At 61.3% G+C, this 19,578-nt stretch carries 15 protein-coding genes and 1 tRNA gene; all 16 read left to right on the top strand.

What is annotated here, in order from left to right:
* Positions 1-83 precede the first annotated feature (83 nt).
* Positions 84-159 (top strand) — tRNA-Trp (locus OSH12_RS25690).
* A 98-nt stretch (positions 160-257) separates the two neighbouring features.
* Positions 258-458, top strand: coding sequence for a preprotein translocase subunit SecE (secE, locus tag OSH12_RS25695; protein ID WP_266346497.1), 201 nt, complete (start codon positions 258-260; stop codon positions 456-458).
* Positions 459-473: 15 nt separating this feature from the next.
* Positions 474-1,004 carry a transcription termination/antitermination protein NusG gene (gene nusG / locus OSH12_RS25700; RefSeq protein ID WP_018184655.1) on the top strand — a complete coding sequence of 177 codons (531 nt, stop codon included), beginning with the start codon at positions 474-476 and terminating at the stop codon, positions 1,002-1,004.
* 140 nt (positions 1,005-1,144) lie between these two features.
* Positions 1,145-1,576 (top strand): 50S ribosomal protein L11, encoded by a 432-nt coding sequence (gene rplK / locus OSH12_RS25705; RefSeq protein ID WP_266346498.1) that lies wholly within the window; start codon positions 1,145-1,147, stop codon positions 1,574-1,576.
* 2 nt (positions 1,577-1,578) lie between these two features.
* Entirely contained in the window at positions 1,579-2,277 is a 699-nt protein-coding gene (rplA, locus tag OSH12_RS25710) for a 50S ribosomal protein L1 (RefSeq protein ID WP_266346499.1), read from the top strand.
* 335 nt (positions 2,278-2,612) lie between these two features.
* Entirely contained in the window at positions 2,613-3,095 is a 483-nt protein-coding gene (gene rplJ / locus OSH12_RS25715) for a 50S ribosomal protein L10 (protein ID WP_380225538.1), read from the top strand.
* A 46-nt stretch (positions 3,096-3,141) separates the two neighbouring features.
* Positions 3,142-3,513 carry a 50S ribosomal protein L7/L12 gene (rplL, locus tag OSH12_RS25720; RefSeq protein ID WP_266346501.1) on the top strand — a complete coding sequence of 124 codons (372 nt, stop codon included), beginning with the start codon at positions 3,142-3,144 and terminating at the stop codon, positions 3,511-3,513.
* A gap of 141 nt (positions 3,514-3,654) precedes the next feature.
* Positions 3,655-7,791: a DNA-directed RNA polymerase subunit beta gene (rpoB, locus tag OSH12_RS25725; RefSeq protein ID WP_266346502.1), complete on the top strand. Its 4,137-nt coding sequence runs from the start codon at positions 3,655-3,657 to the stop codon at positions 7,789-7,791.
* Between the two features lie 97 nt (positions 7,792-7,888).
* The gene (gene rpoC, locus OSH12_RS25730; RefSeq protein WP_266346503.1) at positions 7,889-12,124 is read left to right on the top strand and encodes a DNA-directed RNA polymerase subunit beta'; all 4,236 of its coding nucleotides are present in this window, start codon (positions 7,889-7,891) and stop codon (positions 12,122-12,124) included.
* 209 nt (positions 12,125-12,333) lie between these two features.
* Positions 12,334-13,602: an alpha/beta hydrolase gene (locus OSH12_RS25735; protein ID WP_266346509.1), complete on the top strand. Its 1,269-nt coding sequence runs from the start codon at positions 12,334-12,336 to the stop codon at positions 13,600-13,602.
* A gap of 117 nt (positions 13,603-13,719) precedes the next feature.
* Positions 13,720-15,054, top strand: a complete 1,335-nt coding sequence (locus OSH12_RS25740; RefSeq protein WP_266346504.1) for an esterase-like activity of phytase family protein — start codon at positions 13,720-13,722, stop codon at positions 15,052-15,054.
* Between the two features lie 167 nt (positions 15,055-15,221).
* Positions 15,222-15,656 carry a cupin domain-containing protein gene (locus OSH12_RS25745; protein ID WP_266346505.1) on the top strand — a complete coding sequence of 145 codons (435 nt, stop codon included), beginning with the start codon at positions 15,222-15,224 and terminating at the stop codon, positions 15,654-15,656.
* A 441-nt stretch (positions 15,657-16,097) separates the two neighbouring features.
* Positions 16,098-16,469 carry a 30S ribosomal protein S12 gene (rpsL, locus tag OSH12_RS25750; protein WP_018184664.1) on the top strand — a complete coding sequence of 124 codons (372 nt, stop codon included), beginning with the start codon at positions 16,098-16,100 and terminating at the stop codon, positions 16,467-16,469.
* 15 nt (positions 16,470-16,484) lie between these two features.
* On the top strand, positions 16,485-16,955 hold the full coding sequence (gene rpsG / locus OSH12_RS25755) for a 30S ribosomal protein S7 (RefSeq protein WP_266346506.1): 471 nt from the start codon (positions 16,485-16,487) through the stop codon (positions 16,953-16,955).
* 23 nt (positions 16,956-16,978) lie between these two features.
* Positions 16,979-19,054, top strand: coding sequence for an elongation factor G (gene fusA, locus OSH12_RS25760; RefSeq protein ID WP_266346507.1), 2,076 nt, complete (start codon positions 16,979-16,981; stop codon positions 19,052-19,054).
* A 51-nt stretch (positions 19,055-19,105) separates the two neighbouring features.
* The coding region (locus OSH12_RS25765) for a GTP-binding protein (RefSeq protein ID WP_266346508.1) at positions 19,106-19,578 on the top strand (473 nt) is incomplete at its 3' end.

The following is a 19,578-nucleotide window of genomic DNA, read 5'->3' on the forward strand; positions in this document are numbered from 1 at the left end:
GCAAGGCTGACGCGACTCTGCTAAGAAGCAGGGCGTCGCCGGAACGTTTTGGGAAGGGCTGATTTTCAGGCCTTCTCTCCGGTAGGGGTATAGCTCAGCTGGTAGAGCGACGGTCTCCAAAACCGTAGGTCGTAGGTTCGAATCCTACTGCCCCTGCCAAATTTAACACTTGAGGAATCGATTGATCGGTTCTATGTAACGCTTCCCAGCGGGGTGCGCAGACAAAAGTTTGCGCGCCCGCAAGCCGTGAGCGGGTAATGGCCACCAAAACTAATCCATTTACGTTCCTCCAGCAGGTTCGCACGGAGGTATCGAAGGTCGTCTGGCCGTCTCGTCGCGAAACCGCGATCACGACAGTCATGGTCTTCATCATGGCCGTCCTGGCCAGCCTGTTCTTCACAGTCGCCGATTTCGGCCTGAGCTGGGGCGTTTCGTTCCTGCTCGGCATTGGCCGATAGGCAGGGGACAGACCATTGGATAAACGCTGGTATATCGTCCACGCCTATTCGAACTTCGAAAAGAAGGTCGCGGAGTCGATCCGTGAACAGGCGGGCCAGCGTGGCCTTGCCGATCTTTTCGATGAGATCCTGGTGCCGACCGAGAAGGTCGTCGAGGTCCGGCGCGGCCGCAAGGTCGATGCCGAGCGCAAGTTTTTCCCGGGTTACGTACTCGTGAAGATGGCGCTGACCGATGACGCCTATCATCTGATCAAGAACACGCCGAAGGTTACGGGCTTCCTCGGTTCCGACAATCGGCCGATGCCGATCTCGGAAGCCGAAGCCAACCGCATCATCCATCAGGTGCAGGAAGGCGTGGAGCGGCCCAAGCCGTCGGTCAGTTTCGAAGTCGGCGAGCAGGTTCGCGTTTCGGACGGTCCGTTCGCTTCGTTCAACGGTCTTGTCGAGGAAGTCGACGAGGTTCGTGCACGGCTCAAGGTTGCCGTGTCGATTTTCGGGCGCGCCACTCCGGTGGAGCTCGAATACGGTCAGGTCGAAAAGCTCTGATCGTTTGGGCGTGGGAGGGTGCGGCGCTCGCCAAGTGTCGCCATCCGAACCACGCCATTCCTGCCAGCTGAGGCTGGCGCCTGACCGATGTGATGTCGGTCTGCCTCGTCGGCGGGTTGCCGACATGGAAAGGAACAAAAATGGCAAAGAAAGTTGCAGGCTACCTGAAGCTTCAGGTCAAGGCCGCCTCCGCTACCCCGTCGCCGCCGATTGGCCCGGCGCTCGGTCAGCGCGGCATCAACATCATGGAATTCTGCAAGTCGTTCAACGCGCAGACCCAGGAAATGGAAAAGGGTTCCCCGGTACCGGTGGTCATCACCTACTACCAGGACAAGTCCTTCACCTTCGTGATGAAGACGCCGCCGGTCAGCTTCCTTCTGAAGAAGGCCGCAGGCCTTGCCAAGGGCGCTACGACGCCGGGCAAGGGCGCTTCCGCCGGCTCGGTCACGCACGCCCAGTGCGTCGAGATCGCGACGAAGAAGCTCAAGGATCTGAACGCCGAAGATATCGAAGCGGCTGCTCGGATGATCGAAGGTTCCGCCCGGTCTATGGGCCTTGAGGTGGTTGCCTGATCATGGCTAAGCACGGTAAGCGCGTTATCAACGCCCGCGAGGGCATCGATCGCAACAAGCTCTATCCGATCAGCGTCGCAGTTTCGCTGATCAAGGATCGCGCCAACGCGAAGTTCGACGAGACCATCGAGGTTGCTCTCAACCTCGGCGTCGACCCCCGCCATGCAGACCAGATGGTCCGCGGCGTCTGCAACCTCCCGAACGGCTCCGGCCGTACGGTTCGCGTCGCGGTTTTCGCACGCGGCGCCAAGGCTGATGAAGCCCGCGCAGCGGGTGCCGACATCGTTGGCGCCGAGGACCTGCTCGAGATCGTTCAGGGTGGCACGATCGACTTCGATCGCTGCATCGCGACCCCGGACATGATGCCGCTCGTCGGCCGTCTCGGTAAGGTGCTCGGCCCGCGCGGCCTGATGCCGAACCCCAAGGTCGGCTCCGTCACAATGGACGTCGCGACGGCTGTCGCTGGCGCCAAGGGCGGCTCGGTCGAGTTCCGCGTCGAGAAGGCTGGTATCATCCATGCCGGCATCGGCAAGGCGAGCTTCGACACCGAGAAGCTGGTCCAGAACATCAAGGCTTTCGTGGACGCCGTCCAGAAGGCCCGCCCGACCGGCGCGAAGGGCACGTACCTTCAGAAGGTTGCCGTTTCCTCGACCATGGGCCCCGGCGTCCATGTCGACCCGGCGACCACGACCGGCGCCTAAGGCGTAGAAATCTCCGTCCGGGTAACCGGGCGGCAAGACGGCCGGCGGAGGGTTCTCCCTCCGTCCGGTCAATACCTGTCCGAGACTGCAGGGGCCGGCTTGCCGGCTTAATATCCTGCATAGACGGGGGGAAGATAGATTTTCGGCGCAAGCCGCTTATCAGTTCGAACCTCTTTGACCCGAAGCTCGCAAGAGCGGCTGGGGGACAGGCACGCAGCGCTGCGATCGGATATCTGGTCGCGGCATACGTAACCGGCGGTAACGACCGAAAGGTCACCCGCCTATCTGGAGAGAGGCAAGTGGAAAGAGCGGAAAAACGCGAACTTGTCTCGACGATGAACGAGGTCTTCCAGGAGACCAACGTCGTCGTCGTGGCACACTATGCCGGCCTCACCGTCGCCGAGCTCACCGCCCTTCGTGGCAAGGCTCGTGTGGCAGGGGTCAGCGTAAAGGTCGCTAAGAACCGCCTCGTCAAGCTCGCCCTTCAAGGCACGGAATCTGCCCACATCGCGGACCTGTTCACAGGCCCGACGCTGGTTGCTTATTCGAGCGACCCGGTGGCAGCTCCCAAGGTCGTGGCCGATTTCGCCAAGACGAATGACAAGCTCGTCATTCTCGGCGGCGCGATGGGCAAGACCAATCTGGATCCGAACGGCGTCAAGGCTCTTGCCACGCTGCCGTCGCTGGATGAACTGCGCGGTAAGTTGGTCGGCCTGATCCAGGCACCGGCCACCAAGATCGCGACGGTCGTCAGCGCACCCGCGGCGCAGCTTGCCCGCGTGTTCGGCGCCTATGCCAAGAAGGATGAAGCGGCGTAGGCCGTTCTCTCATTTCAAACGAAGTTCGAACTGACAGGAAGAAAAAATGGCTGATCTTGCAAAGATTGTGGACGATCTGTCCGCCCTGACCGTGCTTGAGGCTGCTGAGCTCTCCAAGCTTCTCGAAGAGAAGTGGGGCGTTTCGGCTGCTGCTCCGGTCGCTGCTGCTGCCGCTGCTGCCGCTCCGGCTGCTGCTGCTGAAGAGAAGACCGAGTTCGACGTCATCCTCGTTGAGGCCGGCCCGAACAAGATCAACGTGATCAAGGAAGTCCGCGCGATCACGGCTCTTGGCCTCAAGGAAGCCAAGGACCTGGTCGAAGCAGCTCCGAAGGCCGTGAAGGAAGCCGTCTCGAAGGACGAGGCTGCTAAGCTCAAGGCTCAGCTCGAGGGCGCAGGCGCCAAGGTCGACGTTAAGTAAGTCGATTGAAATAGGCCGGCCCCGGGTTTCCGGGGCCGGTTTCCCTCATGGTCCATAAGGACCGCTATCCAGAGAGCCGCGCCCAAGCGCGGCTGTACGGCTTTCCGGATAGCTGTTCTTGAACTTATAGAAGGAGCGAACATGGCCCTGGAATTCACCGGTCGTAAACGCATCCGCAAGGTCTTCGGGTCCATCGGCGACGTCGCCGAAATGCCGAACCTCATCGAGGTTCAAAAGGCATCCTACGACCAGTTCCTTATGGTCGAGGAAGCGAAGGGCGGGCGTTCGGACGAAGGTTTGCAGGCCGTCTTCAAATCCGTCTTCCCGATTTCGGACTTCTCGAATACGGCCCTGCTCGAATTCGTCCGTTATGACTTCGACGCACCGAAGTATGACGTCGACGAGTGCCGCCAGCGCGGCATCACCTTCTCGGCGCCGCTGAAGGTTACCCTCCGCCTGATCGTGTTCGATGTCGACGAGGACACCGGCGCGAAGTCCGTCAAGGACATCAAGGAGCAGGAAGTCTACATGGGCGAAATGCCGCTCATGACGTTGAACGGCACGTTCATCGTCAACGGCACCGAGCGCGTGATCGTCTCGCAGATGCACCGTTCGCCGGGCGTCTTCTTCGACCATGACAAGGGCAAGACCCATTCGTCGGGCAAGCTCCTGTTTGCCGCCCGCATCATCCCGTATCGCGGTTCCTGGCTCGACATCGAGTTTGACGCCAAGGACATCGTCCACGCCCGTATCGACCGTCGCCGCAAGATTCCGGTGACGTCGCTGATGTTCGCGCTCGGCATGGATGCCGAAGAGATCCTCGACACCTTCTATTCGAAGATCGTCTACTCCAAGGTCGGCGACGGCTGGCGCATGCCTTATGATCCGGCGCGTATGCGCGGGATGAAGGCCGCCATGGACATGATCGACGCCGACACCGGCGAAGTCGTGGTCGAGGCCGGCAAGAAGCTGACCGCTCGCGCTGCGCGTGGACTGGTCGAGAAGGGCGTCAAGGCGCTGAAGGTTCTCAACGAGGACCTGCACGGCACCTATATCGCCGAGGACATCGTCAACCCGTCGACGGGTGAAGTGTATGCCGAAGCCGGCGACGAGATCAGCGAAAAGCTGCTCGAGACGCTGGAAGAGGCTGGCTACGACGAAGTCACCGTTCTCGACATCGATCACATCAATATCGGCGCCTACATCCGCAACACGCTCGCCGTGGACAAGAACGAGTCGCGTGAAGACGCGCTGTTCGACATCTACCGCGTGATGCGTCCGGGCGAGCCGCCGACCGTTGATTCCGCGACCGCGATGTTCCAGTCGCTGTTCTTCGACAGCGAGCGCTACGACCTTTCGGCCGTTGGCCGCGTCAAAATGAACATGCGCCTCGACCTGACGGCCGAGGACACGGTTCGCGTTCTGCGCAAGGACGATATCCTCGCGGTCATCCGCACGCTCGTCGAGCTGCGTGACGGCAAGGGCGAGATCGACGACATCGACAATCTCGGCAATCGCCGCGTGCGTTCGGTCGGCGAGCTCATGGAGAACCAGTATCGCGTCGGTCTGCTCCGCATGGAGCGCGCGATCAAGGAACGCATGTCGTCGGTCGAAATCGGCAACGTCATGCCGCAGGATCTGATCAACGCGAAGCCGGCAGCCGCTGCCGTCCGTGAATTCTTCGGCTCCTCGCAGCTGTCGCAGTTCATGGATCAGACCAACCCGCTCTCGGAAATCACCCACAAGCGTCGTCTTTCGGCACTTGGACCGGGTGGTCTTACCCGTGAGCGCGCTGGCTTCGAAGTCCGCGACGTGCATCCGACCCACTATGGCCGTATCTGCCCGATCGAGACCCCGGAAGGCCCGAATATCGGCCTGATCAACTCGCTCGCCACCTTCGCCCGCGTCAACAAGTACGGCTTCATCGAGAGCCCGTACCGGCGCGTCAAGGACGGCATCGCGACGATGGAGATCATCTATCTGTCGGCGATGGAAGAGTCGAAGTACTACGTCGCCCAGGCGAACGTGCTGCTCGATCCGGCCGGCAAGCTGACCCAGGATCTGATCGTCTGCCGCCATTCCGGCGAAAACGTCATGGTCACGTCCGACCGCGTCGATTTCATGGACGTGTCGCCGAAGCAGCTCGTTTCGGTCGCCGCGGCCCTGATCCCGTTCCTCGAGAACGACGACGCCAACCGCGCCCTCATGGGTTCGAACATGCAGCGCCAGGCGGTGCCGCTCGTTCGTGCCGAGGCGCCGTTCGTCGGAACCGGCATGGAATCGGTTGTGGCCCGGGACTCCGGCGCTGCCATCGCATCGCGCCGCGCCGGTATCGTCGACCAGGTTGACGCGACGCGTATCGTTATTCGTGCGACGGCGGATCTTGATCCTTCGAAGTCGGGTGTCGATATCTATCGCCTGATGAAGTTCCAGCGTTCGAACCAGTCGACCTGCATCAACCAGCGTCCGCTCGTGCGGGTTGGCGATCGCGTCGACAAGGGTGACATCCTGGCGGACGGCCCGTCGACGGATCTTGGCGATCTGGCGCTCGGTCGGAACGTACTCGTCGCGTTCATGCCGTGGAATGGCTACAACTTCGAGGATTCGATCCTCCTCTCCGAGCGCATCGTGTCCGATGACGTCTTCACCTCGATCCACATCGAGGAGTTTGAAGTCATGGCGCGTGACACCAAGCTCGGGCCTGAGGAAATCACCCGCGACATTCCGAACGTTTCGGAAGAAGCCCTGCGGAACCTCGACGAAGCCGGCATTGTCTATATCGGCGCCGACGTTCAGGCTGGCGACATCCTCGTCGGCAAGATCACACCGAAGGGTGAAAGCCCGATGACGCCGGAAGAGAAGCTTCTGCGCGCCATCTTCGGCGAGAAGGCTTCCGACGTTCGCGATACCTCGCTCCGCGTGCCGCCGGGCGTGACCGGCACCATCGTGGAAGTTCGCGTCTTCAACCGTCATGGTGTGGAGAAGGACGAGCGTGCGATGGCAATCGAGCGCGAAGAGATCGAACGTCTCGCCAAGGATCGTGACGACGAGCAGGCTATCCTGGACCGCAACGTCTATGGCCGCCTTCTCGACATGTTCGAAGGCAAGACCGCTTCGAGCGGCCCGAAGAACTTCAAGAAGGATACCGTGCTGACGCGCGATATCATCGAGGAGCATCCGCGTTCGCAGTGGTGGCAGTTTGCCGTCGCCGACGAAAAGATGATGGGCGAAATCGAGGCTCTGCGCGGTTCTTACGACGAAAGCCGCAAGCGGCTGGAGAAGCGCTTCATCGACAAGGTCGAGAAGCTGCAGCGCGGCGACGAGCTGCCTCCGGGCGTGATGAAGATGGTCAAGGTCTTCGTCGCGGTGAAGCGCAAGATCCAGCCGGGCGACAAGATGGCCGGCCGTCACGGCAACAAGGGCGTCGTGTCGCGGATCACCCCGATCCAGGACATGCCGTTCCTCGAGGACGGCACGCATGTCGACATCGTGCTCAATCCTCTCGGCGTGCCGAGCCGCATGAACGTCGGCCAGATCCTGGAGACGCATCTGGGCTGGGCTTGCGCGGGCATGGGCCTGAAGATCGGCAAGATGCTTGAGGATTATAAGAAGTCGGGCGACGTCAAGCCGCTCCGCCTCACCCTCGACGGCATCTATAACGGTCCGAAGGACGAGCCGATCTCGGAGCTGGACGACGACTCGGTCATCCGGATGAGCGAACACCTGAAGAAGGGCGTCTCGATTGCGACGCCGGTCTTCGACGGTGCGCGCGAGCCGGACATCGTCGAGATGCTGGAGGAGGCGGGTCTGCACTCTTCCGGTCAGTCGGTGCTTTACGACGGACGTACGGGCGAGACTTTCGACCGCAAGGTGACAGTGGGCTACATCTACATGCTCAAGCTGCACCACCTGGTCGATGACAAGATCCATGCCCGTTCGATCGGACCGTACTCGCTCGTCACGCAGCAGCCGCTGGGTGGTAAGGCGCAGTTCGGTGGCCAGCGCTTCGGCGAGATGGAGGTGTGGGCTCTCGAGGCCTATGGCGCCGCCTACACGCTACAGGAAATGCTGACCGTGAAGTCCGATGACGTGGCCGGCCGTACCAAGGTCTACGAGGCGATTGTCCGCGGCGATGACACGTTCGAGGCCGGTATCCCGGAATCGTTCAACGTCCTGGTCAAGGAAATGCGGTCGCTCGGGCTCGACGTCGAGCTGAATCAGTCCAAGAAAGCCTTGGACGCCGAAGCGAACGCAAGGCTACCGGACGCGGCGGAATAATCCGTCTCGGTTTCCGCAAGGCCCATTCAGTTTATATGCGGTGGTCCGGATTGAGGGTTAGTCCTCAACCGGCCATCGGCATCGAAGGAGATCGGCGATGAATCAAGAAGTCGCGAACATCTTCAATCCGCTGGCACAGCCGGCACAGAATTTCGATCAGATCCGCATTCACATTGCGAGCCCTGAGAAAATTCTGTCCTGGTCGTATGGCGAGATCAAGAAGCCGGAAACGATCAACTACCGTACGTTCAAGCCCGAACGCGACGGCCTGTTCTGCGCGCGCATTTTCGGACCGATCAAGGATTACGAGTGCTTGTGCGGTAAGTACAAGCGCATGAAGTACAAGGGCATCATCTGCGAGAAGTGCGGCGTGGAAGTCACGCTCGCACGCGTTCGTCGTGACCGCATGGGTCACATCGAGCTGGCAGCGCCCGTCGCCCACATCTGGTTCCTGAAGTCGCTGCCGTCGCGTATCGGCATGCTGATGGACATGACGCTCAAAGATCTTGAGCGCATCCTGTATTTCGAGAACTACGTCGTCATCGAGCCGGGTCTCACCCCTCTGAAGGAGCGTCAGCTTCTTTCCGAGGAAGAGTACCTGCGCGCTCAGGACGAGTATGGCGATGACTCGTTCACAGCTCTCATCGGCGCGGAAGCCATCCGCGAGATGATGATGGCGCTCGACCTGCCGAAGCTCGCTGTCGACCTGCGCGAAGAAATCGCCACGTCGACCTCGGAGCTGAAGCCCAAGAAGCTCGGCAAGCGCCTGAAGCTGGTCGAAGCGTTCATCGAGTCCGGCAATCGTCCGGAATGGATGATCATGACGGTCGTTCCGGTCATTCCGCCGGATCTGCGCCCGCTCGTGCCGCTCGACGGCGGCCGTTTCGCGACCTCCGATCTGAACGATCTGTATCGCCGCGTCATCAACCGCAACAATCGTCTGAAGCGGCTGATCGAACTGCGTGCTCCGGACATCATCATCCGCAACGAGAAGCGCATGCTTCAGGAAGCGGTCGATGCCCTGTTCGACAACGGCCGTCGTGGCCGCGTCATCACCGGCGCCAACAAGCGTCCGCTGAAGTCGCTCTCCGACATGCTGAAGGGCAAGCAGGGTCGTTTCCGTCAGAACCTGCTCGGCAAGCGCGTCGACTACTCCGGTCGTTCCGTGATCGTCGTGGGTCCGGAAATGAAGCTGCACCAGTGCGGCCTGCCGAAGAAGATGGCGCTTGAGCTGTTCAAGCCGTTCATCTATTCGCGCCTCGACGCCAAGGGCTTCTCGTCCACCGTCAAGCAGGCCAAGAAGCTCGTCGAGAAGGAAAAGCCGGAAGTCTGGGATATCCTGGACGAGGTTATCCGCGAGCATCCGATCCTGCTCAACCGCGCTCCGACGCTTCACCGCCTCGGCATCCAGGCTTTCGAGCCGGTGCTGATCGAAGGCAAGGCGATCCAGCTGCATCCGCTCGTCTGCTCGGCCTTCAACGCCGACTTTGACGGCGATCAGATGGCCGTGCACGTTCCGCTGTCGCTCGAAGCGCAGCTGGAAGCCCGCGTGCTGATGATGTCGACCAACAACATCCTGCATCCCGCGAACGGCCAGCCGATCATCGTGCCGTCGCAGGATATCGTCCTGGGTCTCTATTATCTGTCGATCATGGCAGACAAGGAGCCGGGCGAGGGCATGCTGTTCGGTTCGATCGCCGAGATCGAGCACGCGCTGGCTGCCAAGGCTGTCACGCTGCACACCAAGATCAAGGGTCGCTACCGTGGCATCGACGCGGACGGCAACGTCACGTCGAAGATCTACGACACGACTCCGGGTCGCCTGCTGATCGGCGAACTGCTGCCGAAGCACCACAACCTGCCCTTCGACGTCGTCAACAAGCTGATGACCAAGAAGGAAGTCTCGAATACGATCGACGCCGTCTACCGCCATTGCGGTCAGAAGGAGACGGTCATTTTCTGCGACCGCATGATGGCGCTCGGCTTCCGTGAAGCCTGCCGTGCTGGCATCTCGTTCGGCAAGGACGACATGGTCATCCCGCCGACCAAGGCCAAGCTGGTCGAGGACACGCAGGCGCTCGCGAAGGATTACGAGCAGCAGTACAATGACGGCCTGATCACCTTTGGTGAGAAGTACAACAAGGTCGTCGACGCCTGGGCCAAGTGTGGTGACGCCGTCGCCGCCGAGATGATGAAGGGCATTTCCGCCGTTCATCACGACGCGGAAACCGGCCGTCAGCTGCCGATGAACTCCATCTACATGATGAGCCATTCGGGTGCCCGTGGTTCGCCGACCCAGATGAAGCAGCTTGCCGGTATGCGCGGTCTGATGACCAAGCCGTCGGGCGAGATCATCGAGAACCCGATCATCTCGAACTTCAAGGAAGGCCTGACCGTTCTCGAGTACTTCAACTCGACCCACGGTGCCCGTAAGGGTCTGGCCGACACCGCCTTGAAGACGGCAAACTCCGGCTATCTCACGCGTCGTCTCGTCGACGTGGCGCAGGACTGCATCATCATCGCGCAGGATTGCGGCACGACCAATGGCCTGAAGATGCAGGCCGTGATCGACAGCGGCCAGGTCGTCGCTTCGCTCGGTCTGCGTATTCTCGGCCGTACGGCTGCCGAGGACATCGTTTCGACCGCAACGGGCGAAGTGCTGGTTCCGGCCGGTCATCTGATCGTCGAGAAGGATTGCGAGCGCGTCGAGAAGGCTGGCGTTCAGTCGGCGAAGATCCGCTCGGTTCTGACCTGCGACACCAAGATCGGCGTCTGCGCGGCCTGCTACGGTCGCGATCTGGCCCGTGGCACGACCGTCAACATGGGCGAGGCCGTCGGCGTTATCGCGGCCCAGTCCATCGGCGAGCCGGGCACGCAGCTCACCATGCGTACGTTCCACATCGGTGGCACGGCACAGGTGGTTGACTCGTCCTTCATCGAGTCGAGCTTCGAAGGCACCATCGCGATGCGTAACCGCAACGTGGTTCGTGACTCCGGTGGCAAGCTCGTGGCCCTCGGCCGCAACATGGCGATCGTCATCGTCGACAAGGACGGAACCGAGCGCGCGGTCAACCGCGTCACCTACGGTTCGCGCGTCCACGTGGACGAAGGCGATCAGGTCAAGCGCGGCCAGCGCCTGGCCGAATGGGACCCCTACACCCGTCCGGTTCTGACGGAAGTCTCGGGTATCGTCGGCTACGAAGACATGGTCGAAGGCATCTCGGTCGTGGAAACGGCCGACGAAGCGACGGGCATCACCAAGCGCGTCGTCATCGACTGGCGTGCTAACCCGCGCGGCGGCGATCTGAAGCCTGCGATCGTGATCAAGGGCAAGGACGGCAAGATCCTCAAGCTGGCCCGTGGCGGTGAAGCCCGGTACATGCTGTCGGTCGAGACCATTCTGTCGGTTGATCCCGGTTCGACGGTTCACGCCGGCGACGTGCTGGCTCGTATTCCGACGGAAGGCGCCAAGACGCGCGACATCACGGGCGGTCTGCCGCGCGTGGCGGAGCTGTTCGAGGCTCGTCGTCCGAAGGATCACGCCATCATCGCAGAGATGGACGGCACGATCCGTTTCGGTCGCGACTACAAGAACAAGCGTCGCGTCATCGTGGAGCCGGTCGAGGGATCGATCGGTATCGATGGCGAGCTGCTGGAGCCGATCGAGTACCTGATCCCGAAGGGCAAGCCGTTCCATCTCCAGGAAGGCGATGCCGTGGAGAAGGGCGACTACATCATGGACGGCAACCCTGCGCCGCATGACATCCTGGCAATCAAGGGCGTGGAGGCACTCGCGGCTTACCTCGTCAACGAAATCCAGGACGTTTATCGCCTGCAGGGCGTGCAGATCAACGACAAGCACATCGAGGTGATCGTTCGCCAGATGCTGCAGAAGGTCGAGGTCTATGATGCCGGCGAGACGGAGTTCTTCAACGGCGAGCAGATCGATCGCCTGGAGTTCGACGTGGTGAACGAGAAGGCCAAGGCCGAGGGCAAGAAGCTCGCCCTGGGCAATCCGGTTCTGCTCGGCATCACCAAGGCCAGCCTGCAGACGCGTTCGTTCTTCTCGGCAGCGTCCTTCCAGGAGACGACCCGCGTCCTCACCGAGGCGGCCGTCAACGGCAAGGTCGATCCGCTCGAGGGTCTCAAGGAGAACATCATCGTCGGCCGCCTCATCCCGGCGGGTACCGGCGGAACGATGGGTCGTATCCGCGAGATCGCCACCAAGCGCGACGAGCTGATCCTCGAGGAGCGTCGCCGCTCCTCGGCAGCCTCGGCACCGGCGGCAGCGCCTGCCGGCCTGCTCGGTGATCTGACCAACGCGGCCGAGTAGTCCGCTCGGTCCTGCAAGATTGGAAAAGGCCGCCCTCGGGCGGCCTTTTTCGTGGCCCAGAAGCCGCGGTTCCGGACTTTGTGTTCCCGTACGTCAGTCGGTATGCAACTTGTCACAGGGATAGGCTAGGGTAGTGCGGTCTCGGAGCTCTGGCTGGGGAATGGCCGGGTCGCTCGTGGTTTCGGGGGAAGTTCGACTTGCGTAACGTGATGGTTTGGATCCGGACGGGCGTTACGAGCCTCGTGCTCGTCGGCCTTCTCGCGGGCTGCGGCGGCCGGCCGAAGGACGTGCTGCTTCCTGTTGCGGTCTCGGCGCCGATCCCCGGCAGCACGACCGTCGACATGGCGGTTGCCACCACCCGCCAGCGTTCCACCGTTCCCGGCCAGATGTTCACCGGCGAGCGGGCCCGCGCCATCGATTTCGCCAACATCGTCGTCTCGATCCCGCCGGACTCCGTACGGAAGAAGGGCGACGTCCAGTGGCCGAAGAAGCTTCCCGGCAACCCGGCGACCGATTTCGTGACCGTCAAGGCCGAGGACATGAACCTCGCTCAGGCCAGGGCCTGGTTCAACAAGCGCATCAAGGCGACGCCGAAGCGGCAGGCCCTGGTCTTCATCCACGGCTTCAACAACAAGTTCGAGGATGCCGTCTACCGCTTCGCGCAGATCGTGCATGATTCCGACTCGGATGTTGTGCCGATCCTTTTCACCTGGCCGTCGCGCGGCAGCGTGCTGGCTTATGGCTATGACCGCGAGAGCAACAACTATTCCCGCGATGCACTCGAACTTCTCCTGAAGGCGCTTGCCGACGACCCGAATGTCGACGAGGTCTCGATCCTCGCGCATTCGATGGGCAACTGGGTCACGCTGGAAGCGCTGCGCCAGATGGCGATCCGCGACAAGCGGGTCGCGCCGAAGATCAAGAACGTCATGCTGGCGGCGCCGGATGTCGATGTCGATGTTTTCCGCCGGCAGATGGCGGACATCGGCGCCAACGGCCCCAGCGTCACGCTGTTCGTCTCGCAGGACGACCGCGCCCTCAAGGTTTCGCGTCGTGTCTGGGGCAATGTCGAGCGCCTGGGCCAGATCAACGTCGCGCAGGAGCCGTTTGCGACCGAGATGCAGCAGGACAAGATCACGGTCATCGACCTGACCAAGCTGCATACCGACGACAAGCTCAATCACGCGAAGTTCGCCGCCAGCCCCGAGGTCGTGCAACTGATCGGCGCCCGCCTGGCCGAAGGCCAGACGATGACGGATTCGAAGACGGCATTCGGTGACCGCCTCGTGGCCGCGACCACGGGCGCTGCCGCGACCGTCGGCACCGCGGCCGGACTGATTGTGACCGCGCCAGTCGCCATCATCGATCCGGATACGCGCGATACCTACAACTCGCAGATCAAGGCGTTTGGCAACACGCTGTCCGACAATGCCGACACGGCCGGTTCGCTGCTGAAGCCGAGCGGCGTCGCTTACTAGACGGCGGGCACGGCCCGGACTGTTCCGTGGCGTGTCATCGATGCGACATCGGTGTGTCGCTCGGCTGAGACACACGCCGCCTAGGAGATCTCCGTCCTTCCGAACGGAGATTCTCCCATGTCGCTTCGTCACGCTTTCCTCGCCGGCCTTTCGCTCGTCGCAATCGCGACCGGCGCTTCGGCGGCCGAGCCCCGCCAGTTCGACGCGGTGCTGAGCCAGCACGCCGTTCTGCCGGCCCAGAGCTTCGCGGTTCCGCCGGCCGACGCGCCGGCAGCGCTCAACATCTCCGGCCGCTATACCGGCACTGGCGCTGATTTTGGTCGCCGCTTCGACCAGCTCTATTCGATCTTCGACGAGAAGACCGGCATTGCCCGCCCGTTCGCCGGCCAGCCCGTCCAGGGTTTCTCCGGCATCCGCGCCCTTGGCGACGGAACCTACGTCGTGCTGACGGATAACGGCTTCGGCGCCAAGGCGAACTCCGCCGACGCGATGATCATGTTCCACATCGTCAAGCCAGACTGGACGTCAGGCCGTGTCGAGATCGTGAAGACAATCTTCGCTAAGGATCCGAACCGCGTCGTGCCGTTCCGCGTCGTCAACGAAAACACAGACGCGCGCTATCTGACCGGCGCGGACTTTGACCCGGAGAGCATCCAGAAGGTTGGCGACAATTTCTGGATCGGCGACGAGTTCGGCCCCTATCTGTTCGAAGTCGCCGCTGACGGCACCGTACTCAGCCTCAAGGAGACGGTCGTCAACGGCGTGACCTACCGCAGCCCCGACAACTATGCCGTTGTCATGCCGGGCGGTCCCGACAAGCCAATGCCGGAATTCAACGTCCGTCGTTCCAAGGGCTTTGAGGGCATGGCCCTCTCCATGGACGGCAAGACGCTGCACCCGATGCTCGAAGGCGCGCCCTGGGATGCCAAGGCCGGCAAGTTCCTCGAGAAGGGCGGCAAGTCCGTGCTGCCGATCTTCGATTTCGATGTCGCGTCCAAGGCGTTTGCCGACACGGTCCGCTACTATCCGCTCGAGGACTTCGGCAACGCGATCGGCGACTTCAACATGATCGACGCCAACCGCGCCCTCGTGATCGAGCGCGATGGCGGGCAGGGCGATGCCCGTGAGGGCTGGGCCGAGACGCCTGCCAAGTTCAAGCGCATCTATCTGATCGATCTGTCCAAGACGGACGCGGATGGCGTTGTCCGCAAGATCGGCTTCATCGACCTGATGGGCATCAAGGATCCGAATGCCGTCGCCCGCGCCGGAACCAAGGATGGCGTATTCACCTTCCCGTTCGAGACGATCGAGAATGTCGACCGGATCGACGAGAACCACATCATCGTCGCCGACGACAACAATTTCCCGTTCTCCGTCGGGCGTGCGCAGGGCAAGGCCGACAACAACGAGTTCATCGTCCTCGAAGTCGGCGACTTCTTGAAGGCGCAGTGACGCTCTACCTCCGAAACGTTCATCATGATGAAAGGTCGCCCTCAGGGCGGCCTTTTCCTTTGGCGCGGAATTCTTTAGCAATGACGCAGGGGAATGATCGCGCGGCATCCTCGCCGTCGCGACTGGCCGAGACGCTCCAGAGCGGGCGGTCTCGGGGAGGGGCAATCATGAAATTTCTGACACTGATATCCGTAGGCATTGCGCTGTCTTGCGCGACCGCATCGGCCGAAGAGAGCTACAAGCCTTCGGTGAAGGTGAAGCGGATCCTGCAAACGACGACGACGACCAGCGGCGATCCGATCCGATACCCGAACGTTGACGATCCCGAAGTGCAGTCGCTGATCGTCGAGATTCCGGCGGGCGGAGAGACCGGCTGGCACACCCATCCCGTCCCCGCCTATGCCTACATCCTGGCCGGCACCATCGAGGTGGATAGCGAGGGCGGAGAGAAGCGATTCTTCAAAGCGGGAGATTCGTTTGCGGAAATGGTCAATCACCGCCATAACGGCCGAGTCGTCGGGGACGAGACCGTTAAAATTCTCATGATCGTAACCGGTCAGAAAGGAATCGCGTTCTCGACTCGGACGGCCGCGCCGGAGTGAGTCGGGGCGTTTCCGAGCTTCCGGCGCCGATCGAGTGATGGCGCTGGCGCAATGATGCCGGAACGGCGCAATATCGTTGCGAATGTTGCTGAAATCGGGCGTGGCTCATGCGCTTGTTGCGTGGCCGGCCCGATTGAAAAGAACCCCGGTGAGGGGTTGACTGTAACACCCCGAATAAGTAGGTTCCGCAAGCTTTCAGGCAGGCAGTAAGTCAGATTTTCCGGCGGCGGCAACGTTGCGGTGTTCGGACTTAGGCGTTGCCCGAATCGAAAAAAGAGTTAGAACGACACGCACGATCGCGGCAACCGCCGTGATCCTCTGCTTTTCGTAGCGCCTCCGCGGTAATGCGGTCCGGGCGCTCTTTGTTCATGGTCAGTCGGCTGTGGCGAAGATGCGAAAGGCGGAGAGAAACAGAACCGTAGGCTAGCTGAAAGGCGAAGCATGCCGACAATTAACCAGCTCATCCGCAAGCCGCGTCAAGCGCCGGCAAAGCGGAACAAGGTTCCGGCGCTGCAGGAGAACCCGCAGAAGCGCGGCGTTTGCACTCGCGTCTATACGACCACTCCGAAGAAGCCGAACTCGGCACTTCGTAAGGTCGCGAAGGTTCGCCTTACCAATGGCTTTGAAGTCATTGGCTACATCCCGGGCGAAGGCCACAACCTGCAGGAGCACTCTGTCGTCATGATCCGTGGCGGCCGCGTCAAGGATCTGCCGGGCGTGCGCTACCACATCCTGCGCGGCGTGCTCGATACCCAAGGTGTCAAGGGCCGTAAGCAGCGTCGTTCCAAGTACGGCGCGAAGCGTCCGAAGTAATAGGGAACAGGATCAATGTCCCGTCGCCATAGTGCAGAGAAGCGCGAGATCATCCCGGACCCCAAGTTCGGTGATATCGTCGTGACCAAGTTCATGAATGCCGTCATGTATGACGGCAAGAAGTCGGTTGCCGAAGGCATCGTTTACGGTGCGTTCGACATCATCCAGAACCGTACCAAGCAGGAGCCCGTCGTGGTGTTCCGCCAGGCTCTGGAAAACGTCGCACCGCACATCGAAGTGCGTTCGCGTCGTGTTGGTGGCGCAACCTACCAGGTTCCCGTCGAGGTTCGTACGGATCGCCGTCAGGCACTCGCCATTCGTTGGCTTCTCACCGCGGCCCGTGGCCGTAACGAGAAGACGATGATCGAGCGTCTTTCGGGTGAGCTGCTTGATGCCTCGAACAGCCGCGGCAATGCCGTGAAGAAGCGCGAAGACACGCACCGGATGGCTGAAGCCAACCGCGCATTCTCGCACTATCGCTGGTAACGATCGGACAAAGGCAGACCATTATGGCCCGCACGCATAAGATCGAAGACTACCGCAACTTCGGAATCATGGCCCACATCGACGCGGGCAAGACGACGACGACCGAGCGGATTCTGTACTATTCGGGCAAGAGCCATAAGATCGGCGAAGTCCACGACGGCGCTGCCACCATGGATTACATGGAGCAGGAGCAGGAGCGTGGCATCACGATCACCTCTGCCGCGACGACGACGTTCTGGAACGGCAAGCGCCTGAACATCATCGACACCCCCGGCCACGTTGACTTCACGATTGAAGTCGAGCGTTCGCTGCGTGTTCTCGATGGGGCTGTTTGCGTTCTTGACTCGAACCAGGGCGTCGAGCCGCAGACCGAGACCGTTTGGCGTCAGGGCGACAAGTATCACGTCCCGCGCATTGTCTTCTGTAACAAGATGGACAAGACCGGCGCCAATTTCGACATGTGCATCGCGGACATCAAGCAGCGCCTCGGCGCTCGCCCTGTTCCGATCCAGCTGCCGATCGGTGCCGAGAACGAGTTCAAGGGCATCATCAACCTCGTGACCATGAAGGCCGCCGTCTGGAATGACGAAAGCCTCGGCGCGATGTACGATGAAGTCGAGATCCCCGCGGATCTGCTCGAGAAGGCCAAGGGAGCTCGCGCTGACCTCCTGGAAGCTGCTGTCGAGCTCGACGACGCCGTGATGGAAGCCTACCTCGAAGGCAACGAGCCGGACGAAGCGACCCTCAAGTCGCTGATCCGCAAGGCTGTGCTGCATTCGACCTGGTTCCCGGTTCTTTGCGGTTCGTCCTTCAAGAACAAGGGCGTTCAGACGCTTCTCGACGCGGTTGTCGATTACCTCCCGTCGCCGGTCGATGTGCCGCCGACCAAGGGCATCGATGTCAAGACCGAGCTGGAAGTCGAACGTCATTCGACCGACGATGAGCCGCTCGCCATGCTGGCCTTCAAGATCATTGAAGACCCGTTCGGCATCCTGACCTTCGCTCGCATCTATTCCGGCGTCCTGCACAAGGGCACCACGCTCCTCAACTCCACCAAGGAGAAGAAAGAGCGTATCGGCCGCATGGTTGCGATGCACGCCAACTCGCGTGAAGATATCGACGTGGCTTACGCCGGCGACATCATCGCACTCGTTGGTCTGAAGGAAAGCCGTACCGGCGACACGCTCTGCGATCCCGCTGCTCCGGTTATCCTGGAGAAGATGGAATTCCCCGAGCCGGTCATCGAAATGTCGGTGGAAGTGGCTTCGAAGGCCGACCAGGAGAAGCTGGGCACCGCCCTGCAGAAGCTGGCTTCCGAGGATCCGTCCTTCCGCGTCTCGACGGACAGCGAGTCCGGCCAGACGATCATCAAGGGCATGGGCGAGCTTCACCTCGACATCAAGATCGATATCCTTCGTCGCGCGCCTTACAACATTAACGTCAATGTTGGCGCTCCGCAGGTTGCCTATCGCGAGACCATCCGCAAGAAGACCGAACTCGACTACACGCACAAGAAGCAGACCGGTGGTACCGGCCAGTTCGCCCGCGTGAAGTTCATTGTCGAGCCGAATGAAATCGGCGGCGGCTATGTCTTCGAGAACAAGGTCATCGGCGGCGCGGTTCCGAAGGAATATCTGCCGGGCGTTGAAAAGGGCCTCAATTCGGTCATGACCTCGGGTCCGATCGCCGGCTTCCCGGTTGTCGACGTCAAGGTCTCGCTGATCGACGGCGCCTATCACGAAGTCGACTCCTCGGCGATCGCGTTCGAAATCGCGTCCCGTGCGGCTCTTCGCGAAGGTCTCCTGAAGGCCAATCCGGCCCTTCTCGAGCCCATCATGAAGGTCGAGGTCGTCTCGCCGGAAGAATATCTGGGTTCGGTTATCGGCGATCTGAATTCGCGCCGTGGCCAGATCCAGGGCCAGGATATGCGCGGCAACGCCAACATCATCACGGCCTTTGTTCCGCTCGCGAACATGTTCTCTTACGTGAACAACCTGCGTTCCATGAGCCAGGGTCGCGCGAGCTACACGATGCAGTTTGATCATTATGAGCAGGTCCCGCAGGCCGTCGCTCAGGAGGTCCAGGCGAAGTACGCCTAGACCTTTACGACGCGAAACCGAACCTGCTGACAGACACGACGGAGAAGTCCGATGGGTAAAGAGAAATTTCAACGCACTAAGCCGCACTGCAACATTGGCACGATTGGCCATGTTGACCACGGCAAGACCTCGCTGACCGCTGCCATCACCAAGGTGCTGGCAAAGACCGGTGGCGCTACGTTCAAGGCATACGACCAGATCGACGCCGCTCCCGAAGAGCGCGCTCGTGGCATCACGATCTCGACGGCTCACGTCGAGTACGAGACGGCCAACCGTCACTATGCTCACGTCGATTGCCCCGGCCACGCCGATTATGTGAAGAACATGATCACCGGCGCGGCCCAGATGGACGGCGCGATCCTGGTCGTGTCGGCTGCCGACGGCCCGATGCCCCAGACCCGCGAGCACATCCTGCTTGCTCGTCAGGTTGGCGTTCCCGCACTCGTCGTGTTCCTGAACAAGTGCGATCTGGTTGACGATCCGGAGCTCCTCGAGCTCGTCGAGCTCGAAGTTCGCGAGCTTCT

This window comes from Kaistia terrae (genome assembly GCF_026344005.1).
Taxonomy (GTDB): domain Bacteria; phylum Pseudomonadota; class Alphaproteobacteria; order Rhizobiales; family Kaistiaceae; genus Kaistia; species Kaistia terrae.

Bases quoted from the DNA above. Each gene is read 5' to 3' on its own strand.
- OSH12_RS25735 (WP_266346509.1), top strand. From the start codon at position 12,334: ATGGTTTGGATCCGGACGGGCGTTACGAGCCTCGTGCTCGTCGGCCTT.
- rpsL (WP_018184664.1), top strand. From the start codon at position 16,098: ATGCCGACAATTAACCAGCTCATCCGCAAGCCGCGTCAAGCGCCGGCA.
- fusA (WP_266346507.1), top strand. From the start codon at position 16,979: ATGGCCCGCACGCATAAGATCGAAGACTACCGCAACTTCGGAATCATG.
- OSH12_RS25745 (WP_266346505.1), top strand. From the start codon at position 15,222: ATGAAATTTCTGACACTGATATCCGTAGGCATTGCGCTGTCTTGCGCG.
- rplL (WP_266346501.1), top strand. From the start codon at position 3,142: ATGGCTGATCTTGCAAAGATTGTGGACGATCTGTCCGCCCTGACCGTG.
- rplA (WP_266346499.1), top strand. From the start codon at position 1,579: ATGGCTAAGCACGGTAAGCGCGTTATCAACGCCCGCGAGGGCATCGAT.
- rplK (WP_266346498.1), top strand. From the start codon at position 1,145: ATGGCAAAGAAAGTTGCAGGCTACCTGAAGCTTCAGGTCAAGGCCGCC.
- rplJ (WP_380225538.1), top strand. From the start codon at position 2,613: ATGAACGAGGTCTTCCAGGAGACCAACGTCGTCGTCGTGGCACACTAT.
- rpoC (WP_266346503.1), top strand. From the start codon at position 7,889: ATGAATCAAGAAGTCGCGAACATCTTCAATCCGCTGGCACAGCCGGCA.
- OSH12_RS25740 (WP_266346504.1), top strand. From the start codon at position 13,720: ATGTCGCTTCGTCACGCTTTCCTCGCCGGCCTTTCGCTCGTCGCAATC.
- rpoB (WP_266346502.1), top strand. From the start codon at position 3,655: ATGGCCCTGGAATTCACCGGTCGTAAACGCATCCGCAAGGTCTTCGGG.
- secE (WP_266346497.1), top strand. From the start codon at position 258: ATGGCCACCAAAACTAATCCATTTACGTTCCTCCAGCAGGTTCGCACG.
- rpsG (WP_266346506.1), top strand. From the start codon at position 16,485: ATGTCCCGTCGCCATAGTGCAGAGAAGCGCGAGATCATCCCGGACCCC.